A 20,251-nucleotide genomic window follows, 5' to 3' on the forward strand; every position below is an offset into this window, starting at 1 on the left:
TCGTTCATCGCGTCGCCTCAAGGATGGCGTTTTCGTCCGAGGACAGGCGACTCGGCGACAGATAGTCATGCACGACCTCGCCGAGGCCGAGCGTCATGTCGCCGATGAAATGTGTCGCCGACACCACGTCGAGCACGGGCAGCCGGGCCACGTCTGCTGCGACATGATTGAAGAGTTGCAGGGCGGCGGGGCCGCTCCAGGCGCCCTTCAGATCGACGTCCTGCATGTGGTAGCGCACCAGCTCGCAGATGCGCGGCGATCCATCGACGTCGGGAATGATTTTGATCAGAAAATTCGGCTCGTCGAGCGCGCGCAGCGTCGGTTCAAGATCGAGTATCTTGTGCTTGTAGCCCATCGTCGCGACGGCGCAGAGCACCGAGCCGTAGGTTAGTTTGCCGACGAGCACTTCCTGTTCGCGCGCGAGCGTCGGCTTGGCGAGTTTCTTGGGAAAGCCCCAGATTTCGCGCCCGCCGGCGATCGGCGCCTCATCGTCGAGATACATCGAATGAACATAAGAGCCGCGCTCGCCGCGAAAGGAGACGGGGATGACCTGCCCGGTTTCCGTGTAGTCGCCAAAGCCGGTGGAGTCCGGCATGCGGATGAATTCATATTTGACGATGTCGCCGACAGGCTCGAGCGGCTCCGGCAGCACAGCGCGCAGAGCGCTTGGATCGGTCCGGTAGGAAATAACCATGAATTCGCGATTGTAGAATCGATAGGGCCCCGGCGGATAAGACGGATCATTCAGCGGCATGGCGAAGGCGCGCGCGGCAATTTCATCGATTTTCATGGGATGCCTTGATCGAGGTCATGGAATCCCAAAAATCTAGCAGAGCCATGTGACGGAGAATTAACGCCGCGCCTGCGTTTGTCAGGCCGGCATTGTCAGCAACCCCGCCGCGCCATCGGCGCCGCCGAACAACATCCTGCGTCCGGTCTCGTCCCAGGCGAGGGTTGTGATCGCGCCGGCCCCCTCCGCGCGCACGAGAAGTTCGGCGCCGTCCGCCTGGCGGCAAAGCAGGATCATGCCATCCTCATAGCCCTGCGCGAGGATCGGGCTTTTGGGATGAAACGCCACCGTCGTGACCCTTGCGGAGCGCACGCCCAATTCGCTCGGCGCCTTGTTGACGGGGCCTTCCTTCGAGTTGAACGGCCAGACAATGGCGGCCTCGGCGCCGGAGGTCGCGAGCCAGTTTCCGTCATGCGACCATGACATGGAGCGCGGCTTCGCCGGATAGCCGCTGAGGCGCAAATCCTTCTTGTCCGAGAGGCGCCACGCATGCAGCGCGTTCTCCTGCATCGAGGTCACGATGAATTTTCCGTCGGGGGAGGCGGTGATCTCGAGATGCGAGCCTTTCCAGTGCAATTCGTCGGGCTCCGCCGCGGCGTTGGGAAACCACAGACTTGCGCCATTGTAGTGCGAGACGGCGAGCCGGTAGCCTTTCGGCAAAAACGCGAGGCCGCGTACGGTTGACGGCGCCGTGAAGGCCTTGACGTCGCCCTTGGCGCCACGGGCGAACACCTGCCGTCCGGTCGACCAGGCGACAGCGCCGTCCGCGCGGGCGGCCAGCGCGTCGATCCATTTGCCTTTTTCGCGCGCAAGCTCGCGCATTACGCCATCGCCCGCGATTTCAACCACGCGCCCATCGTCGCCGCCGGTGATCAGAACATCTCCCGCCTTCACGGCGATGAGAATGGCGGCGTCCGGATGCGCCGCGACCAGTCTTGCGTCAGCGCCGCCTCCGAGCAGAATTTGTCCGTCGCCCAGCGCGAAAGCGGGCGCCCCAGCGATGAAAGCCGCGGCCGTCACCGGCGCTCCGGCGTCGAGCGCCGCGACATTGGACGTCAGCGATGTTGGCGCCGCCATAGGGGATCTCGCGATGGTTTCCATGGGATCTCGCTCAGGCGGCGCAGGCGAGGAAGCCGCTGCGGATTTCATCTTCCTTGAGGTGACGGCCGATGAAAACGACGCGGCTGCGGCGCGTCTCGCCCGGCTTCCAGTCCTGTTGCAGATCGCCGTCGAGGATCATATGCACGCCCTGGAAGACGAAGCGCTTCGGCTCGTCCTTCAGCGCGATGATGCCCTTGGAGCGCAGGATCGCTGCGCCCTCGGTCTGGATATAGGAATTGATCCAGGGCAGGAATTTATCGGGATCGACGTCGCCCTCGATCGTCAGGGCCACCGACTGCATCTCCTCATCATGGTAATGCTTCAGGCCGTGGCCGTTTTTGGCATGATGATCGTCATGGTCATGATGCTCGTGCTTGTGCCCATGATCGTGGTTGTGGTCGTGTTCGTGGTGATCATGCTCTTGTTCCACTTCGAGGAACTGCGGCTCGATTTCGAGAATGCGGTCGAGATCGAAGGCGTTGCGGTTCAGGACTTCCTCCAGCGAAACCGCGCAATTCTGCGTCTTGTGCAACCGGGCGTAGGGATTTATGGCGCGGATGCGCGCCTCCACATCGGCGAGATCCTCGGCGCCGACGAGGTCGATCTTGTTCAAAATGATGACGTCGGCGAAGGCGATCTGGCTCTTGGCCTCGGGCGCATCCTTCAGCCGCTCCGCCAGCCATTTCGCGTCGGCGACCGTCACCACCGCATCAAGACGAGCGGCCTCGCGCACATCCGCGTCGACGAAAAATGTTTGCGCCACAGGCGCCGGATCGGCAAGGCCCGTGGTTTCGACGATGATCGCGTCGAACTTGCCCTTGCGCTTCATCAGCCCCTCGATGATGCGGATGAGGTCGCCGCGCACCGTGCAGCAGATGCAGCCATTGTTCATTTCGAACACTTCTTCGTCGGCCCCGACGACGAGGTCGTTATCGATGCCAATCGAGCCGAATTCATTGACGATGACGGCGAATTTCTTGCCGTGGTCCTCGGAGAGAATGCGGTTCAAGAGCGTCGTCTTGCCGGCGCCGAGATAGCCGGTGAGCACGGTGACGGGTATTTTATCGGCCATTCGATCCTCCGGGGGAGCTGACTTTGGACGCGCCGCCGCGGCGGCGGGATTGGCCTCAAAATAGGGGGCGCAGCGGCGGACGCCAAGTCTTGGACCCGGCGGCCCGCCGGATCCGCCATTTGCTGCGCGCCAGCGACGAAATCCTGGCTCATGCGGCGCCGGCCATTGGCTGACGCAGCCTGCGTCCTGGCGCCGGTTTTCGTGAGTTGGATCCGACCGCGCGATCTGGTACGCAAAGCGCATGACCAAGACGTCCCGTCAATTCCTCGTCATCGTCGCAGCGCTGGGGCTCGGCCTCGCATTGTTTGGCGCTTTTGCCCTGCGCGAGCTTTCCGATCGGGCGGAGGGGCAGGGCGTCGCGCGGATCGGCGGTCCGTTCGAGCTCGTTGCGCAGACTGGCGAGCCCTTTACCGACGCCAGCCTGAAGGGACGTCCGCACATCGTCTTCTTCGGCTACACCCATTGTCCCGATTTCTGTCCAACGACGTTGACGCAAATCTCCTCTGTGTTCGGGGAACTCGGGGCGGACGCAAAGATCGGCGCGCTGTTCGTCTCGATCGATCCGCAGCGGGATACGCCGCAGGCGATGAAGGACTATCTTGAAAGCTTCGATCCGCGCATCATTGGCGTCACGGGAAGCGACGCGCAGATTCGCGCCATCGCCAAGGCCTACAAAGTCTATTTCAGGAAACAGGACGGCGAGGGCGGCGCCTATACCATGGATCATACCGGCGTCGTCTATCTGATGGACGCCGACGGCCGCTTCGTCAACGCGCTTAATCTTGAGCGGCCGGCGGCCCAGGTCGCCGATGAACTCAGGCGCTATATTCAATAAAATCCCAGCGGGAAATATTTCAAATAGAGATCCGTGTAGACCCCGCGCGCCCAAAGGTCGGCGAGGGCGTAATCGAGCGCCTGCCGCAGCGCCGGATTGTCTTTTTTCAGCGCGATCCCGACGCCATCGCCGAAAAAATGCGATTCAAGGAAAGAGCCGCCGGAAAAAGCGCAGCAATCCCGCGCGGCCGGTCCTTGCAGCCAGACGCTGAGGGCGGCGCCGTCGCCGAAAATGACGTCGACGTCGCCATTCTTCAGCGCGTCCGTCAGCGCCGTTTGCGAGTCGAAGGTTTTGCGCACGGAGCCCTTGAAATATGCGTCGAGATAGGCCTCATGCGCCGTTCTTGCGATCACGCCGATGAATTTGCCGCGCAGCGTCTCCGGGCTCGCCTCGCCGAGCTGCGTCTGCCGCAAGCGAACGAAGCGCGCCGGATTCTTGGCGTAAGGAACCGTGAAATCAAGCGTTTCCCGTGCCTTGGCGTCGATCTTGAGCGAGGCGATGATGGCGTCGCCTTCGTCGGCTTTGAGGGCGTCGACGAGCGTGTCGAAGCGACGGGCCTGAATTGTGCAAGAGAGCTTCAGCGTCTCGCAAATGGCGCGGGCGAGATCGATGTCGAATCCTGCCAGAGCGCCGTCCGGCATTTCGAAATGGAACGGCGGATAATCGCTGTCGGTGAGAAAGCGGAGGCTGTGCAGATTGCCGAGATCGGGCTTGCTCGGCCGCGCATGCGGATCAAAGAAGCTCGGCGCGAAGGTCGGATCGCCGAGCGCCGGAGCGCACCAGACAAGGGGCGCGGCCACGACAAGCAGAGCGGCGCGCCGAACTCTGGCGCGGAACGGAATTCGTCTGATATATTGAATGTTTAACCTCAGGTCGGACATGAATCCATCGCCCGGATGCTAAACTGGCGTTCAAAAGATTTCCGAGCGCAGACTATGACGAAAGCGTCGCCATGAACAGGACGTCGGCCGCTCCAGCGCCTGCCGAGCCCGGCCGCCCGATCATGACCGGGCTCGCCTCGCTGCCGGTATTCTTCAATGTCAGGGGCAGGCGCGTCGTCATCGCCGGCGGGTCCGCGGCCGCCTTGTGGAAAGCCGAACTCGTTCAGGCGGCCGGCGCGTCGGTCGCGGTTTTCGCCGCCGCCCCCTGCGACGGATTGGCGGAGCTTGAGCGCCGATGCGCGTCGGTGATGCTGGTCCGCCGGCGATTTGAGCCCGGCGACATGGAGGGCGCGGCTCTGGCGCTTGCCGACTGCGACAGCGCCGAAGAGGCGGCGCAATTTCACGCTGCCGCGCGGGCGCGCGGCGTTCCGGCGAATGTGATCGACAAGCCCGCTTCGTCCGATTTTCAGTTCGGCGCGATCGTTGATCGTTCCCCTTTGGTCATTGCCATTTCGACAGATGGCGGCTCGCCCATTCTCGGACAGGCCTTGCGCGGCCGTATCGAAGCCATGCTGCCGGCGGCGATCCGGCTTTGGGCCGGCGCTGCTAAATCCTGGCGCGCGCCGCTGAAGGCATTGGATCTCGCTCCAAAATGGCGCCGACGGTTCTGGGAGCTGTTTAACCAGCGGGCTTTGACGCCAAACGCCGCGCCGCCCGGCCCTGACGAATTCAAGTCGCTGCTGGCGGAGGCGACGGCTGAGGATCCGCGCGCAGCGCAGGGCTCCGTCGCGCTCGTCGGCGCCGGCCCGGGCGATCCGGAACTGCTGACGCTGAAAGCCTTGCGCCTCCTGCAAGCGGCGGATGTCGTGCTTTACGACGATCTTGTCGCGCCGGAGATTCTCGATATGGGGCGCCGCGAGGCGACAAAAATCCCGGTCGGCAAGCGCGGCTACCGGCCGTCCTGCAAGCAGGACGACATCGTCGCCCTGATGATCGAGCTCGCGACCGAGGGCAAGCGGGTGGTGCGGCTCAAGGGCGGCGATCCGATGATTTTTGGGCGCGCCAGCGAGGAGCTTGCCGCCCTTCACGCCGCGGGAATCGCGACAAGCGTAGCGCCCGGCGTCACGGCGGCGCTCGGGGCGGCCGCCTCGCTGCAGCTCTCGCTGACCGAGCGCGTGCGGGCGCGGCGGCTGCAATTCATCACCGCCCACGCCCATGACGGCCGGCTGCCGGAAGACATCGACTGGCGCGCGCTGGCCGACCCCCGCGCGTCCAGCGTCATTTATATGGGCGCGCGAACGCTCAGCTCCCTCGTTGAGCAGCTGGCGGCGCATGGCGCGGACCCTTCGACGCCGGCGCTTCTCGTCGAGCGCGCGACCTGCCCGGACGAGCGCGTGATCAGGGGAACGCTGGCGAGCCTGCCCGCGAAAGCCGCGGCGCTCTCGCCGTCCGGACCCTGCCTGATCCTGATCGGCGCCGTATTCGCCGGGGGCGCCGAGGCAGAGCAGATTCGGGAGGCGGCCGACATTGCAATCGCCTGAATCCAGTCGTCCGAACGTCATGACGCCGCCGCGTTTTGGTGTCGCATTGAGCGATCGCCGCGAGAGACCGCGGCCGAAGCAGGGAGGTAGGCTTGCGTAGCATCGCCCTTGTTGCGGTTGGCGTCGCTTGCGTGCTCGGCGCGGCCGGACTTTCCCTCTATCTTTATGAGCGCCCCACCGTTTTGCGCGTAGCGGTCACCCGCGAAAGCGACGATCAGCATGTGCTCGCCGTTGCGGCGCATGAATTCGCGCAAGCGCGCGATCAGGTGCGGCTGAAGCTCGTTCTTGTCGATTCCCTTGCCGAAAGCGCCCGCGCCTTCGAGGACGAGCGCGTCGATCTCGCGATCGTGCGCAGCGACGTTTCCATGCCGGTCAGCGGACAGACCGTGCTGATCATGCGGCGCAACGCGGCCGTGCTCATGGCCCCGGCCGGATCGGAGATTCGCCAGTTTGGCGATCTCAAGGGTCATCGCATCGGCGTGGTGGAAGCGGCGCGTACGGGGCGCTCGGGCGTCAACGTTCTGCTCGATGCGGCTCTCGCTCAATATGATGTGGCCGCGTCCTCCGTCCGCCGCGTGCCGCTGACGCCGGCCGAATTGCCCGACGCGATCGAGCGGCGCGATGTCGACGCGGCGCTCGTCATCGATACGCCGGGCGCTGAAACCCTGACCGAGGCGGTGGCCGCAGTGGCGCAGGCGGGGCGCGGGCCTCCCGTGTTCATCCCGATCGACGACGCCAAGGCGATTTCCCAGCGAAGTCCCAATTTTGAATCGATCGAAGTGCTGCGCGGCGTTTTTGGCGGGGCTCAGCCGAAGCCCGCGTCGAGTTTCGAGACGCTCGGCGTCAGCACGCGGCTCATTGCCCGCCACAGCCTCGGCAATGACGTCGTCGCCGAACTGACCGAGTTATTGCTGACGGCGCGGCCTTTGCTGGCGGCGCAGGAGCCGATCGCAAATCGCATTGAGCCGCCTCCGACGGACAAGGGCGCAGCGCTTCCGGTGCACCCCGGAACGCTGGCCTATCTTGGCGACGAAGAGCAGAGCTTCTTCGATAAATACAGTGATTTCATTTACATCGGCGCGATGTTGGCCAGCTTGTTCGGCACCGCCATCGCAACGCTGGCGGCGCGCTTCAATCGCAAGCGCAACACCGATCTTGAGGAAATCCTGCATCGTCTCTTGCAGATCATCGCCGCGGCGCGAGCCGCAACGCGGGCCGATATGCTCGACGCTCTCGAAAAAGAGGCCGACGACCTCCTCGCCCAGGCCCTTGCCCATGACTGGAATCACGCGATGAGCGGCAGCCGGGTCGCGGCGACCGATCTGGCGCTCAATCAGGCGCGTCAGGCGATCACCGAGCGCCGGCTATATCTTGCCTCCCCGCGCGGAACTTTCGCGCCGCGCCTCGTCGGGGAATAAATCAGACAAAATGCGCCAGCAGCAGGATGAGGCCGAGGCTGACGACCGAAAGGATCGTCTCCATCGCCGTCCACGTCTTGAAGGTCTCCGCGACGGTCATGTTGAAATATTGCTTGACCAGCCAGAAACCCGCGTCGTTGACGTGAGACAGCACCACCGATCCGGCGCCGGTGGCGAGCACCAGAAGCTCCCGGTTGACGCCCGGGACGAGCGCCACCACCGGGGCGACGATGCCGGCCCCGGTGATGGTCGCGACCGTCGCCGATCCCGTCGCGATGCGGATGACCGCGGCGACGAGCCAGGCGAGCAGGATCGGCGAGACTTCCGCGCGAACGGCGAGATGGCCGATGACGTCGCCAACGCCGCTGGCGACCAGCATCTGCTTGAAGCCGCCGCCGGCGCCGACGATGAGCATGATGGCGGCGATTGGCGTCAGGCTCGCATCAAGGAGCTTGCCTATCTGCTCGCGCGAAAAGCCGCGCGCCGAGCCGAAGGTGTAGAACGCCAGCAGCAAGGCCGCCAGAAGCGCCGTAATGGGATGACCGATCAGATCCATCCAGATGCGGACAGGGCTGCCGGTCGCGAACAGAACATCGGCCAGCGCTTTCAGCAGCATGAGCAAGACGGGTAGCAGGATCGTCGTCAGCGTGACGCTAAAGCTCGGCAGGCTTGAATATTTAGTGTCCTGCACGAACTGATCGGCGAGATCTTGCGCGACATGCCCCGGAATGCTGCGCGAAATGAACGAGCCGAAGATCGGCCCGGCCACAGCGGCGGCCGGCAGGCCGACGATCAGGCCATAAAGGATCGTCTTGCCGATATCGGCGCCGAACACGCTGACGGTAAGCAGCGGTCCGGGATGGGGCGGCACCAATCCGTGCACCGCCGAAAGGCCGGCGAGCAACGGGATGCCGATCTTGATCAGGGGAACGCCGGAGCGGCGCGCGACGATGAAGACCAGCGGGATCAGCAGCACGAAGCCGATTTCGAAGAAAAGCGGGATGCCGACGAGAAAGGCGGCCAGCATCATCGCCCAATGCACTTTCTCCCGGCCGAAGGAGCGGATCAGGGTCTGGGCGATCTGATCGGCGCCCCCGGATTCGGCCATCAGCTTGCCGAGCATGGTGCCAAGGCCAAGGACGATGCCGACAAAACCGAGGACCCCGCCGAACCCTTCCTGGAAGGATTTCATGATGAGATCCACCGCCATGCCGGAGGTGAGGCCGAGAAAAACTGAGGCCAGAATCAGGGCGACAAAGGGATGAACCTTGAAATTGGTGATCAGCAACACGAGGCCGATAATCGTAACGGCGGCGTCGAGAAGTAGATAGGTCTCGCGCGTGATCTCCGACATGGGTTAGGCCCCGCTCGTGTCGCGCAACGACCGATAGGTTTCCCCGCGCTCCGGCTGCGCTGAATTGGCGCCGCCCGCAGTGTTGGAGGCGCGCCACCATTGGCTGGCGCGTTCGGCCAGTATTTCGAGGGGAAGCGTTGCGTCGAGCGTCAAGGTCGCCGCTTCGCGATGCGGCGGTTCGAGGGCGTCGAACTGGCTTTTGATGAGGCTCGCCGGCATGAAATGCCCCGGCCGGTTGGCGACGCGCGCCGCCGCGACCTCGGGCGTCAATTCAAGATAGACAAAGCCGAGCCCCGGCAAGGCATGGCGCAGCGTATCGCGGTAACGCTTCTTGAGCGCGGAGCAGGTGAGGACCGGGCGTTCGCCGGCGCCAAGGCAGGCGACGAGTTCCTCGCCCAGGCGATCAAGCCAGCCCGCGCGATCTTCGTCCGTCAGCGGCGCGCCTGCGCTCATCTTGGCAATATTTGCCGGAGGATGGAAGGCGTCGCCTTCGATCAAACGCCCCTCGCTGAGGACCGCGATGGCGGCGCCGACGCAGCTTTTGCCGCAGCCGGCGACGCCCATGACGGCGAGGGCGGAGATTGCGCGGTCCATATTCCCCCCCCTTAGAGCGTTTTCCGGTCACATGGAAACATGTGACCGACAAGAAATCGCTCCACGTCAATAAGTTGGAGCATGTCCTTATCGTCCAGATGATTCCATCTGAACGGGACATGCTCCGAGCGCGGCGCTTTTATAGCGTTCAGCTCAATTTAACGCTTGCAAGGGACGGCCGGAAGACAAAAGTCAGGCCGCCGAAGCCGAACCTAGGCCTTTGGCCTGCAGGGGTTTCTAGGCGGTCTGCGGCCGCGCGCGTGCGCTCAAAAGATCATGCCGGTCTGGCGGAAACGGAAGCGTCGATTATATCGGTTTTCAAATCGCCGCATTTCGTATATTGAATTGTTGCAACGCGAAAAATATCCCAAATCGCTGGCGGGCCGGCTCAGCTTTATGCCGCTGAGCGCGAAGGCTCGCCTTATTGGCGTTTGCTCTCTGCCTTATGCGCCGGAGCAAAACCTGGCGCTCGATCGAGACACTGCACCTATGAAGCTGCGCAATATCGCTATCATCGCTCACGTCGATCACGGCAAGACGACTCTCGTCGACCGGCTGCTGCAGCAGTCGGGCTCATTTCGTGAAAACCAGCGCGTCGTTGAGCGCGTCATGGATTCCAACGATCTCGAAAAAGAACGTGGCATCACGATCATGGCCAAGGCGACGTCGATCGCCTGGGGCGACACCCGCATCAATATCGTTGATACGCCCGGCCATGCCGATTTCGGCGGCGAGGTGGAGCGCATTCTGTCGATGGTCGATGGCGCGATCGTGCTCGTCGACGCCTCCGAAGGACCGATGCCGCAGACCAAATTCGTGGTCGGCAAGGCGCTGAAGATCGGCCTGAAGCCGATCGTCGCCGTCAACAAGGTGGACAAGCCCGACGCCCGCGTGACCGAAGTCGTCAATGAGGTATTTGATCTTTTCGCAGCGCTTGACGCCACCGACGAGCAGCTCGATTTTCCCATTCTTTACGGCTCGGCGAAGCAGGGCTGGATGGCGGACAGCCCCGAGGGGCCGAAAGACGGCATGGGGCCGCTGTTCGATCTTGTCTTGAAGCATGTTCCGACGCCGCGCATCGAAGAGGGCGGCTTCCGTATGCTCGGCACGCTGCTCGAGGCCAATCCCTATCTCGGCCGCCTCGTGACGGGCCGCGTCTTCGCCGGCTCGATCAAGCCCAATCAGGCCGTCAAGGTGCTGGATCGCAAGGGCAATATCGTCGAGACGGGCCGCGTCTCAAAGATTCTCGCCTTCCGCGGCATTGAGCGCACGCCGATCGAGGAAGCCGAAGCGGGCGATATCATCGCCATTGCCGGCCTCGAAAAATTCAACGTCGCCGACACGCTTTGCGCGCCGGAAGTCACCGAGCCGCTGCAGGCGCAGCCGATCGATCCGCCGACCCTGTCGATGACCTTCTCGGTCAATGATTCGCCGCTCGCGGGGACCGAAGGCGACAAGGTGACGAGCCGGGTCATCCGCGCCCGCCTCTATAAGGAGGCCGAGGGCAATGTCGCGCTGAAGATCGAGGATTCGCCGGGGTCGGATTCCTACATCGTCTCCGGGCGCGGCGAATTGCAGCTCTCGATCCTGATCGAGACCATGCGCCGCGAGGGCTTCGAGCTCAGCGTGTCGCGGCCGAAAGTCGTGTTCCAGAAGGCTGAAGACGGCTCCATTCTCGAACCCATCGAAGAGGTGGTGATCGACGTCGACGAGGAGCATTCCGGCGTCGTCGTGCAGAAGATGGCCGAGCGCAAGGCCGAGATGATCGAGATGCGTCCCTCCGGCGGCAACCGCTTGCGGCTCGTGTTTCACGCGCCGACGCGCGGCCTGATCGGCTACCAGGGCGAGCTTTTGACGGACACGCGCGGCACCGCGATCATGAACCGGCTGTTCCATGAATATGCGCCGTGGAAGGGCGAGATCGCCGGCCGGCGCAACGGCGTCCTCATCTCCAACGATACCGGCGAGTCTGTCGCTTACGCCATGTGGAAGCTGGAAGATCGCGGCCCGATGATGATCGAGCCCGGCTGGAAGGTCTATCGCGGCATGATCGTCGGCGAGCATACGCGCGAGAACGATCTTGAAATCAATGTGCTGAAGGGCAAGCAGCTGACCAATATCCGCGCCGCCGGCAAGGACGAAGCTGTGCGCCTGACGCCGCCGATCAAGATGACGCTCGAGCGCGCGCTGGCCTATATCGAGGAAGACGAGCTCGTCGAAGTGACGCCGAAGTCGATCCGGCTGCGCAAGCTGTTCCTTGATCCGAACGACCGCAAGCGCGCGGTCCGGACCAAGGAAAGCGCCTGAGCCAGAGCGGAGAGGATGCGATGACCCCCCCGCGCATCGACGCCGCAGGCCTTGCTCCTTACCGCGACTATGTGCTCGAGGAAGCCTTCATCCCCGAGTTGCCGAATTATTATCGCGGCAAGGTGCGGGAGAATTACGATCTCCCGAATGGCGAACGCATCCTGATCGCGACCGACCGCGTCAGCGCCTTCGACCAGAATCTGGCGTCGATCCCCTTCAAGGGGCAGGTACTGACTGAAATCGCCCGCTTCTGGTTCGAGGCGACCGCCGATATCTGCCCGAATCACGTCCGCGCCAATCCCGACCCCAATGTGGTGGTCGTCGAGCGGCTCGAGATGATGCCGGTTGAAATCATTGTACGGGACTATCTCGCGGGCTCGACGGCGACGTCGATCCTCACGATGTACAGGGCCGGCGCGCGGCGGATATATGGGCTCGACTTTCCGGACGGCATGCGAGCCAATGAGAAGCTGCCGCAGACGATCGTCACGCCGACCAGCAAGGCGGGGCATGGCTCGCATGACGCGCCGCTGACGGCGGACGAAATTCTCGAGTCCGGGCTTTTGACGCCGCGGCAGTGGGAAGACGTCTGCGAAAAGGCGCTGGCGCTGTTTACGCGTGGGCGCGAGATCGCCGCGGGGCGCGGCCTCATTCTCGCCGACACGAAATATGAATTCGGCTTCAACGCCGAAGGCCATATCGTTCTCGCCGACGAAATCCATACGCCGGACAGCAGCCGCTACTGGCTGGAGGAAACCTATCCGGAGCGGCTCGAAAGCGGCGAGCCGCCGGATAGTCTCGACAAGGATTTCATTCGCCACTGGGTCAGCGCCCGCTGCGATCCCTATCGTGATCCGATCCCGGCAATCCCGCCGGAAGTGATCCTCGAGGCTGCCGCGACGTATATCCGCACCTTCGAGACGATCACCGCCAGAAGCTTCGTCTTTCCCGAGGACCAGATCGCCCCGCTCGATCGGATCCGCGCCAGTCTCGCCTTTTACTGGACGCGATAGGCGGTCCGGGACGCGGCCGTTCAGCTGGCGTCGACCGCCTTGGCCGCCTCATCGAGAATGGCGGTGATTTGGGCGAGTTCGTCCGCGCTGAGCGGACCGCGCGACGTACGAAGACGGAGCGCCGTCTTCACATTTTCCATCGCCCGGATGACCTGCGGCGCCGGACCGCCGCCATGGCGGGTATTGATATCGGCCATGCGCTCGAAAATCGCCGAGACGGTCGCGTCCTTGTCGCGCAGCAGCGTCTCGCCGTCGGGCGTTATCTCATAAAGTTTGCGCGGACCGTCGGTCTCCTTGACCCGGATCGCGCCCATTTCTTCGAGAAGCGTCAAGGTCGGATAGATGACTCCGGGGCTTGGCGCATAGGCGCCGCCGAGCCGGTCCTCGATCGCCTTGATGATCTCATAGCCGTGCGAAGGCTTCTCGGAGATCAATTTCAGAACGACGAAGCGAAGGTCGCCCTGCTCGAACATGCGCTGCCGTCCGCCCGGCCGGCCGTGACGGCGAAACAGCCCCGCAGGACCGCATCCCTCGCGGCGCGAGCCATCTTCGCGATGGGCGAAAGCGTGGAAATAGGGGTGAAATCTCAATTGTTTTTCCTTTTGCAGATTATCTAAAACTGTATCTAGATATATCGAACTCAAAAGATATATCGAACTTCTGGGATTGCAAGCGATTTTTCGGAAAAACCTCCGCTGCGCCGCGCGGGTGGGCCGCAAGCATTAAGTTCAAAGAATTTTAAGGCGTGACTTCTGTGCAATATCGCCGCCGGTTTTTCTGCTTTATCTTGCTGGAAATTCCATTCCTTTAACCAATGAATCGCCCCATGACTCAGCTAAACCGCCGTTCCCTTCTCGCTGGCGTCTCCTCTGCAGCAGCTTTAGGCCTTGGCGGCTGCGTCGGCGGCCAACAAAGTCAGATCGCTGCGAATGTTCCCGCGTCGGCTCCCGCGGGCGCCGTTGTGTCCCAGGGCGGCGACTTCAATTCGATGTATGGCGAGCTAAAGGACGGCAAATTCGTCGTTCCCGCCGTCAGGCAATCCGATCTTGGCCCCGCGTTCCGCCGCGCGGAAGTCTCCTACTCCGGCGCCGAGGCGCCAGGAACAATCGTCATCGACCCGGCGGCGCATTATCTGTATCTTGTCCAGCCGGGCGGCAAGGCGATGCGTTACGGCATCGGCGTCGGCCGGGAAGGCTTTGCCTGGTCGGGCGATTCAACCGTTAACAGCAAGCAGGAATGGCCGGATTGGTATCCGCCGAAGGAAATGCTGGAGCGCCGCCCTGAATTGCTGAAGCAGATGAGCCAGCTGCAGAGCGGTACCGGCATGCCGGGCGGCCCAAGCAATCCGCTCGGAGCCCGTGCCCATTATCTTTATCAGGGCAAGGTCGACACGCTTTATCGCATCCACGGCACCAACGAACCGGCGACGATCGGGCAGAGCGTCTCGTCAGGCTGTATTCGCATGGTCAATCAGGACGTGATGGATTTGTATCAGCGCACAAATGTTGGAACAAAGGTGGTCGTCCTTGGCTCGGCTCAGCCGATGAAGGTCGCCCATTCCTGATTTGATCCGAGCCCGTTGCGGCGCGGAGGATGAAAGCAGCGGCGCCCGGCTCATGAGTCGGGCGTTTTATTTTTGACACAGGCTACAGAAGAAGCTCGATCGGCCGCCTTGCGCGATTCGCGTGATTTCGCCTTCGCAGCGAAGCGTCGGACAAGGATGCCCCGCGCGATCGTAGACCCGAAAGCTGTGCTGAAAATACCCCAGGGCGCCATTGACCTGGCGATGATCGCGCAGCGAGGAGCCTCCCGCCGCGACAGCCTCTTCGAGCACTTCGCGGATCGTCTCGGCGAGCCGGTTCGCGCGTTCCGTCGGCTGCCCGGATTGTCTTGTCAGGCTGCCGGCCTGGCGCAGGGGCGACAGGCCGGCGCGATGCAAGGCCTCGCAAACATAAATATTGCCAAGGCCGGCGACGAGACTTTGATCGAGCAGCGCGGCTTTAAGCGACGTTGTTTTCCCGGCGAACAGCCGGGCGAGCGCCGCGCCGCTCAATTCATTGCCAAGAGGTTCGACGCCAAGTGATCGCAAGAGCGGATGGGCCGCCAATTCCGCGCGCGGCGCGATCTGCATGAAGCCGAAGCGGCGCGGATCATTGTAGATAATGCGCGCTCCGCCGGCGAGGGCGAAGACGACGTGGTCATGCAGGGCGTTTTTCGGCGCCGGGCCGCCGGCCGAGAGGTTTTTCGCGACGCCGGCTTGCTCGATGCGAAAGGAGCCCGACATGCCAAGATGCATGATGATGACATTGGCGTCGTCGAGATCAGCCAGAAGATATTTAGCCCTGCGGCCGAGCACCAGAATGCGCCGGCCGGCGAGGCGCTCAGGAAAGCGGTCCGGGAAGGGAAAGCGGAGATCTGGCCGCCGCTGATCGACGCTCAGGATGCGCGCGCCGACCATCACAGGCTCCAGTCCGCGCCGCACGGTTTCGACTTCGGGCAATTCGGGCATCGCGCATCCAAAAGCATGACGCCGAAAACTCCGCAAGCTTTTGCAATCATGCTTTGGCAAAGGCGGAAGGCGGTCTTTGCCGCAGAGAGCAGGGGAAGCCTCGGGATGGCGCCTGTGGCGCTAAAATGCTTTAACCGCGGGACGCGCGGCCATTTGTCTCCTGCTCAAGACGCTTCAGGTCAAGGCGAATCGGCGCTGGATCGGCTGAGTTTCGCAGATCGCGCATGGCGCGCTTGGATTTGGATCATGGTCGCGACAGTCTTGAGTTTTGCTGGAGCCATTTGGCTTTGCGTCGCCCTGGCGCTGCTTTTGACGACCTTCGTTTGCGGCCTTGCCCAGCCCTATATTCAAAGGCGGCGCGCGAGCGCAACCGCCCGTCCGCCCGTCTCGGCGATCCTGCCGATCAAACATGTCGATCCCGGCTTTGACGTTACGCAGGGCTCGATCTTCACGCAGGACTATCCCGATTTTGAAATTCTGATCAGCGCGGCCGAGGTGGACTCTCCGGCTCTGGCGGCAGCGCGGCGGATTGCGGCGAAGCATCCCTCCCGTCCCTGCCGGTTTATCCATTCGTCCGGCGCTTTCGCGATCAGCCCGAAGCTGAACAATATCGCTGCGCCTCTGGTCGAGGCTCGCCATGACGTCGTCATGACGAAGGATTCAAACATCGCGCTCGACCCGGACGTCATGACGGCTTTCCTGCAAAATCTGACCTCGGACGTCGGCCTCGTGGTCGGCGTTCCCGTCGCCGTCAGGCCGGAAGGTTTCGCCGCCAGGATCGAGGCGAGCCTTCTTAACGCGCATGCCCGCCTCCTGCTTTCGGCCTCGGCGCTAGGACTTGGTTTTGGCGTTGGCAAGGTGATGGTTTTTCGACGCGGCGACCTCGAACGCGCGGGCGGCGTCAAGGCGATGAGCCGAAATCTGGCGGAGGATACGGCCCTCTCGATGGCCATGGCGCGGATCGGCCTCAAAACTGTTTTCGCCCACCGCACCATCCGCCAAGAGGTCGGCGCGCGCAGTCTCAAAGCCGTTTTTCAACGCCAGGCGCGCTGGGCGGTGATCCGCCGCGCCAATGAATTATCCTACGCGCTGGAGCCGCTTGCGAGTCCTTTGCCGGCCGCGATTGCGGCCGCTCTTGCCGCGCCGCTTTTCGGATGGCCGGCCCCGGCGGCTTTTGGCGTCACGCTCGGCGGATGGTTTTGCGCCGAAACGGCTTTTGCCGCCGCCAAGGGCTGGGAGATTTCCCTGTGGTCGCCGTTGGCTTATCTTGGTCGGGAAGCGCTGGCGCTTAGCGCTTGGCTGCGCGGCTGGACGACGCATGAGGTCATCTGGGCGAGCCATAAGTTCGACGCGCGCAGCGGCGCTCTGGCGCCCCGGCAAAACAGGTCATCGCGCGAGCAAGTCTAGAGCATATGCGCCCAGATTGAATAAATCTGATTGACCTAAATATCCTCAAGCTTCTGAATCTGAAGCTATTTCTTTTGTCGGCCGAATGCTCCGATTCGATCGAAAGCGCTCCGGAAAGTTCGGGCGCCGCCTTCAATCGGCGGCGTCGGCGGCGCGCTCGCGCTTCTGCTTCTCATGCTGCGTTCCGAACACATAATCCCACCAGGGCGCGCTGACTCCGAAGCCGCGCGTCGGATCGCGGAAATGATGCATCAGATGCAGGCGGCGCAGCGTCTGGCCGAGGCGCGTCGTCGGATGCGCATGATGCGTATAATAATGCACCATGTCATAGGCGAGGTAGCCGATGATGAAGCCCATCAGTACGGGATAGCCGTAGGGCAGGCCGAACAGCACCCGGACCACCAGAAAGGCGATCAGCATGATCGGAATGCTGAGCAGCACCGGCATGACGAGCCGCAGCGGATCGTTTGGATGATCATGGTGGACGCCGTGAACCAGGAAATGCAGGCGCGCGCCGATTTTGCTCGGATGTTTGTAGTGGAATGGAAAGCGATGGCCGAAATATTCCGTCAACGTCCAGAGAAGATAGCCGAATGCCCCCGCAATCAGGACCACGGGAAAACTGAAAGCCTGAAGGCTCCAGACCGCGAGCAGGATAATGACGGGCGTATAGACGAAAACTGGCGTCGACCAATGGACGCGGGACAGCTTGTCCAGCAAGGCGTTCTCGAATAGCCGCGGCGAAGCCTTCAGGCGGTCGACATGCTGCGGAATAGTGTAGTCGAAATTGTTTCTGGTCTGCGTCATATCGGCATGGCTCCCGCGCGGCCTTAACCCAGCGTCTTAAAGCAATTTGCCGCAAATCCAAAGATTCAGATCAATCGCTCAGCTGGATGGGCCCTCCGCGTCGATAGATCGCGCCGGAATATGAGACCGCTCATCGCCTTCTGCGTCCGATCGAATCGATCCGACCGGAACAGCTTTGCGCGGACGGGAGATGGAACGTCAAACGCCGCGGTGCAGTTCATGGACGCTGAAAAGATCGCCTTCGTCCGTCCACACCCGCTGGCAGGACCATCCCGCCAGTTCCGCCAAAGCCTTAAATTGCGCAATCGAATATTTGTAAGAGTTTTCCGTATGAATGCTTTCGCCGGCTTCGAACGGAAACAGGCAACCGAGCAGGGCGATTTTTTGCCGGTGGCGGCTGACGAGATGCATTTCAATCCGGCCCTCGGCCGCGTTGAAGCGGGCTTCGTGGCGGAAGCTTTGCAGATCGAAATCGGCCCCGAGCTCCCGATTGAGGCGCGCCAGAATATTGAGATTGAACGCAGCGGTGACGCCGGAGGCGTCGTCATAGGCCGGGATGAGGACGGAGACGTCCTTCAAAAGATCGACGCCGATGATGAGTTTGCCGCCATGACCCAGTCCCTGCGCCATATGGGTCAGGAGAGCAGCGGCCTCGGCCGGCGCGAAATTTCCGATCGTCGAGCCGGGGAAAAAGCCCGTCCGCGGCCGCCGCGACAGGCCGGCGGGCAGGATCAGGGGCGCGGAAAAATCGCCGAGCGTCGGAATGACGCGTAGGGTCGGGAAACGGCGGCCAAGCCGGGCCGACGCTTCGGCCAACGCGCTTTGCGACACGTCGATCGGCGCATAGGCGGCCAGATTGGGCAGCGCGTCCAAAAGAATTTCCGTCTTGCGGCTCGATCCCGATCCATATTCGACCAACACCGCGCCGGGCGGCGTATGAGCGGCGATCTGGGGCGCCGCTTCGACGAGGATCGCCGCCTCGGTGCGCGTTGGATAATATTCCGGCAGACGCGTAATCTCTTCGAAGAGATCGCTGCCGCGCGCGTCGTAAAAGAGAAAGCTCGGCAGGGTCTTTTGCGGGCGCGAGAGGCCGTCGAGGACGATCTGGGCAATGGGACTTGTTGCGGCGTCCTGGACGCTGCCGAGCTTTTGTTCTGCGATCTGCGACATCACGCCTCGTCCGCCAGCCGCAACCCGCTGAACTGCCAGCGCTGGTGCGGGTAAAAGAAATTTCGGTAGGTTTTGCGCGCATGCCTCTTTGGCGTTGCGCAGGACGATCCGCGCAGCACCTGCTGGCTGCACATGAACTTGCCATTATATTCGCCGATCGCGCCGGGCTGCGGCCGGTAGCCCGGGTAGGGCGCATAAGCGCTCTGGGTCCATTGCCATGCGTCCCCGAACATTTGGCGCAGCCCTCCGCGCGGCGTCGCGGGCAGCGGACGCAACGCGTCCTGTTCCAGCATATTTCCGGCGACAGCGATGCCCTCCGCGGCGGTCTCCCACTCGAATTCGGTCGGAAGCCTTTTGCCGGCCCAGCGCGCGAAGGCGTCCGCCTCATAATAGCTGATGTGGACGACCGGCGCCGCCGGATCGATCGTTTGCAAGCCCCAAAGCGTCATCTGCAGCCAATGATCGTCCTGCTGCTCCCAATAGAGCGGCGCGCGCCAGCCTTCCTTCGTCACCTTCGCCCATCCATCGGAGAGCCAGAGCGTCGGCGTCAGATATCCGCCATCCGCCATGAACTCCATCCATTCGCCATTTGCGACAAGGCGGTCGGAAAGTTTAAAGGGCCGCAGCAAGGCCTGATGCCGGGGGGCTTCATTGTCGAAGGCGAAGTCGTCTCCCTTATGTCCGACGAAGCGGAGGCCGCCCTCAAAGGACAGATAGGCCATTTCGTTGACGTCGTGACGCGCGCAGGGTTTTGGACTTTCTCGATAGGCGGGACGCAGCGGGTTTTGCGCAAAGAGCGCAAGAATATCTGTGAGCAGCAGCTCCTGATGCTGCTCCTCGTGATTGACGCCGATTTCCACCCTGCTCAAAAGCTCCGGGTCAGCCGACCGCGCCGAGGCAAAAAGCGCGTGGAGCTGCTCGTCGACATGGGCGCGATAAGCCAAAACTTCCGGCGCGGTCGGCCGCGTCAGGAGACCGCGCAGCGCTCGCGGCTGGCGCGCGCCCTGTTGCTCGTAATAGGAATTGAAACAGAAATTGAAGCGGTCGTCGAAGACGCGATAGGTCGGAAGATAGGGCTTCAGCACGAAGGTTTCGAAGAACCATGTCGTATGCGCAAGATGCCATTTGGTGGGGCTGGCGTCTTCGTTCGCCTGGACCGCCTGATCTTCCGGCCCGAGATGCGAGGCAAGCGCTAGCGTTTGACGGCGAACCGCGAATAGATCGTCAGCCAGATTGGCGAGGGGAGGTCGTGGGGCGAGCTCAGGAGACGATATTGCCGGTGCGCTCATTTTCGATGTCTCCAGGCGTGGCTCTCTCGGCGCACGTTAATAACTGCGATATCACGGAGCGGGTTCCGCTTCGTGCTTTGCATGCGGAGGGCGCGGCAGACGCCGGCGATCTCTTCCAGGTTCGGAACAATGGGCGACGGCGTGGGATGGCGATCGCGATGGA

General features: G+C 62.7%; 18 protein-coding genes. 7 read left to right on the forward strand and 11 right to left on the reverse strand.

All coding sequences use genetic code 11. The features are described from left to right. Nucleotides 1-4: 4 nt before the first annotated feature. The 3 genes from CR492_RS13280 to CR492_RS13290 form a co-directional block, all read right to left on the reverse strand. The gene (locus CR492_RS13280) at nt 5-790 is read right to left on the reverse strand and encodes an acetoacetate decarboxylase (RefSeq protein WP_102844225.1); all 786 of its coding nucleotides are present in this window, start codon (nt 788-790) and stop codon (nt 5-7) included. An 81-nt stretch (nt 791-871) separates the two neighbouring features. Beyond that, nucleotides 872-1,867 carry a WD40 repeat domain-containing protein gene (locus CR492_RS13285; protein WP_102844271.1) on the reverse strand — a complete coding sequence of 332 codons (996 nt, stop codon included), beginning with the start codon at nt 1,865-1,867 and terminating at the stop codon, nt 872-874. Between the two features lie 34 nt (nt 1,868-1,901). Then, the gene (locus CR492_RS13290; protein WP_102844272.1) at nt 1,902-2,963 is read right to left on the reverse strand and encodes a CobW family GTP-binding protein; all 1,062 of its coding nucleotides are present in this window, start codon (nt 2,961-2,963) and stop codon (nt 1,902-1,904) included. A gap of 241 nt (nt 2,964-3,204) precedes the next feature. On the opposite strand from CR492_RS13290, the gene CR492_RS13295 reads away from it, so the two are divergent. Next, nucleotides 3,205-3,798, forward strand: coding sequence for an SCO family protein (locus tag CR492_RS13295; RefSeq protein ID WP_102844226.1), 594 nt, complete (start codon nt 3,205-3,207; stop codon nt 3,796-3,798). Here CR492_RS13295 and CR492_RS13300 read toward each other — a convergent pair. Continuing rightward, nucleotides 3,792-4,679 carry a transporter substrate-binding domain-containing protein gene (locus tag CR492_RS13300; RefSeq protein WP_102844227.1) on the reverse strand — a complete coding sequence of 296 codons (888 nt, stop codon included), beginning with the start codon at nt 4,677-4,679 and terminating at the stop codon, nt 3,792-3,794. The two genes, CR492_RS13295 and CR492_RS13300, sit on opposite strands and share 7 nt — an antisense overlap. A 71-nt stretch (nt 4,680-4,750) precedes the next feature. Between CR492_RS13300 and cysG the strand changes: the two genes are divergently transcribed. Continuing rightward, entirely contained in the window at nt 4,751-6,220 is a 1,470-nt protein-coding gene (cysG, locus tag CR492_RS13305) for a siroheme synthase CysG (RefSeq protein ID WP_245412075.1), read from the forward strand. Between the two features lie 92 nt (nt 6,221-6,312). Further along, on the forward strand, nt 6,313-7,638 hold the full coding sequence (locus CR492_RS13310; protein ID WP_102844228.1) for a TAXI family TRAP transporter solute-binding subunit: 1,326 nt from the start codon (nt 6,313-6,315) through the stop codon (nt 7,636-7,638). Between the two features lies 1 nt (nt 7,639). Here CR492_RS13310 and CR492_RS13315 read toward each other — a convergent pair whose 3' ends face one another. Both CR492_RS13315 and CR492_RS13320 read right to left on the reverse strand, forming a co-directional pair. Further along, nucleotides 7,640-8,992, reverse strand: coding sequence for a GntP family permease (locus CR492_RS13315; RefSeq protein ID WP_102844229.1), 1,353 nt, complete (start codon nt 8,990-8,992; stop codon nt 7,640-7,642). 3 nt (nt 8,993-8,995) lie between these two features. Continuing rightward, entirely contained in the window at nt 8,996-9,586 is a 591-nt protein-coding gene (locus CR492_RS13320; RefSeq protein WP_102844230.1) for a gluconokinase, read from the reverse strand. A 489-nt stretch (nt 9,587-10,075) separates the two neighbouring features. Here CR492_RS13320 and typA point away from each other — a divergent pair, with 489 nt between their 5' ends. Beyond that, on the forward strand, nt 10,076-11,893 hold the full coding sequence (gene typA / locus CR492_RS13325) for a translational GTPase TypA (protein ID WP_102844274.1): 1,818 nt from the start codon (nt 10,076-10,078) through the stop codon (nt 11,891-11,893). A gap of 20 nt (nt 11,894-11,913) precedes the next feature. Further along, nucleotides 11,914-12,906 carry a phosphoribosylaminoimidazolesuccinocarboxamide synthase gene (locus tag CR492_RS13330; protein WP_102844231.1) on the forward strand — a complete coding sequence of 331 codons (993 nt, stop codon included), beginning with the start codon at nt 11,914-11,916 and terminating at the stop codon, nt 12,904-12,906. Between the two features lie 20 nt (nt 12,907-12,926). On the opposite strand, the gene CR492_RS13335 is transcribed toward CR492_RS13330, so the two are convergent. After that, nucleotides 12,927-13,496 (reverse strand): PadR family transcriptional regulator, encoded by a 570-nt coding sequence (locus tag CR492_RS13335; RefSeq protein WP_245412076.1) that lies wholly within the window; start codon nt 13,494-13,496, stop codon nt 12,927-12,929. Nucleotides 13,497-13,732: 236 nt separating this feature from the next. Between CR492_RS13335 and CR492_RS13340 the strand changes: the two genes are divergently transcribed. Next, nucleotides 13,733-14,470, forward strand: a complete 738-nt coding sequence (locus CR492_RS13340; protein ID WP_102844233.1) for a L,D-transpeptidase — start codon at nt 13,733-13,735, stop codon at nt 14,468-14,470. Nucleotides 14,471-14,536: 66 nt separating this feature from the next. On the opposite strand, the gene mutM is transcribed toward CR492_RS13340, so the two are convergent. Next, a complete protein-coding gene (gene mutM / locus CR492_RS13345) occupies nt 14,537-15,415 on the reverse strand; it encodes a bifunctional DNA-formamidopyrimidine glycosylase/DNA-(apurinic or apyrimidinic site) lyase (protein WP_102844234.1) in 879 nt (292 codons plus the stop codon). A 246-nt stretch (nt 15,416-15,661) separates the two neighbouring features. Between mutM and CR492_RS13350 the strand changes: the two genes are divergently transcribed. Further along, on the forward strand, nt 15,662-16,822 hold the full coding sequence (locus tag CR492_RS13350) for a glycosyltransferase (protein WP_245412077.1): 1,161 nt from the start codon (nt 15,662-15,664) through the stop codon (nt 16,820-16,822). 132 nt (nt 16,823-16,954) lie between these two features. On the opposite strand, the gene CR492_RS13355 is transcribed toward CR492_RS13350, so the two are convergent. The 3 genes from CR492_RS13355 to egtB all read right to left on the reverse strand — a co-directional run bounded on the left by CR492_RS13355 (nt 16,955) and on the right by egtB (nt 20,088). Continuing rightward, the gene (locus CR492_RS13355) at nt 16,955-17,629 is read right to left on the reverse strand and encodes a sterol desaturase family protein (RefSeq protein WP_102844235.1); all 675 of its coding nucleotides are present in this window, start codon (nt 17,627-17,629) and stop codon (nt 16,955-16,957) included. A 198-nt stretch (nt 17,630-17,827) separates the two neighbouring features. Further along, entirely contained in the window at nt 17,828-18,799 is a 972-nt protein-coding gene (gene egtD, locus CR492_RS13360; RefSeq protein WP_102844236.1) for an L-histidine N(alpha)-methyltransferase, read from the reverse strand. Continuing rightward, nucleotides 18,799-20,088: an ergothioneine biosynthesis protein EgtB gene (egtB, locus tag CR492_RS13365; protein WP_102844237.1), complete on the reverse strand. Its 1,290-nt coding sequence runs from the start codon at nt 20,086-20,088 to the stop codon at nt 18,799-18,801. Before egtB ends, egtD begins: the two co-directional genes overlap by 1 nt. Nucleotides 20,089-20,251: the final 163 nt, after the last annotated feature.

The organism is Methylocella silvestris, from assembly GCF_002891535.1.
Classification (GTDB): domain Bacteria; phylum Pseudomonadota; class Alphaproteobacteria; order Rhizobiales; family Beijerinckiaceae; genus Methylocapsa; species Methylocapsa silvestris_A.